The organism is Haemophilus haemolyticus (assembly GCF_001679045.1).
Taxonomy (GTDB): Bacteria; Pseudomonadota; Gammaproteobacteria; order Enterobacterales; family Pasteurellaceae; genus Haemophilus; species Haemophilus haemolyticus.
Window position 1 is genome coordinate 1 of record NZ_LYCK01000017.1, and the last position, 602, is coordinate 602.

Consider the following 602-nt stretch of genomic DNA (forward strand, 5'->3'; position numbering starts at 1 on the left):
ACTGTTCTTTAAAAAATTGGAAACAAGCTGAAAACAAGAGATTTTCGAGAGAAAGTCTGAGTAGGCAAGGCAGGAAAGTGAAAGAGGGAACTGAGAAGGAAACTCTGAAAGCAAACCTGTTTTGCATAAAATCTTGATTGAACAAAAGCAATCAAGTGTTTAGTTGAATTAATGACGCTGAAAGTGCTCAGAACGTAATATCTTTTTATATTGAGTTTTGAAAACATTTGAGGTTGTATAGTTAAGTGACTAAGCGTACAAGGTGGATGCCTTGGCAATCAGAGGCGAAGAAGGACGTGCTAATCTGCGAAAAGCTTGGATGAGTCGATAAGAGGCGTTTAATCCAAGATATCCGAATGGGGAAACCCAGTAGATGAAGAATCTACTATCACTTACTGAATCCATAGGTAAGTGAGGCAAACCGGGAGAACTGAAACATCTAAGTACCCCGAGGAAAAGAAATCAACCGAGATTTCGTCAGTAGCGGCGAGCGAAAGCGAAAGAGCCTGTTAATGATAGCAGCAGAGATAGAGGAATAAGCTGGGAAGCTTAGCGACACAGGGTGATAGCCCCGTACTCGACATCCAGGCTGTGGTACTAAG

General features: G+C 41.9%; 1 rRNA gene. It reads left to right on the forward strand.

Annotation, left to right across the window (positions count from 1 at the left end):
* Positions 1-239: 239 nt before the first annotated feature.
* Positions 240-602: ribosomal RNA gene (locus A8M50_RS08910) — 23S ribosomal RNA — on the forward strand; the annotation flags it as partial.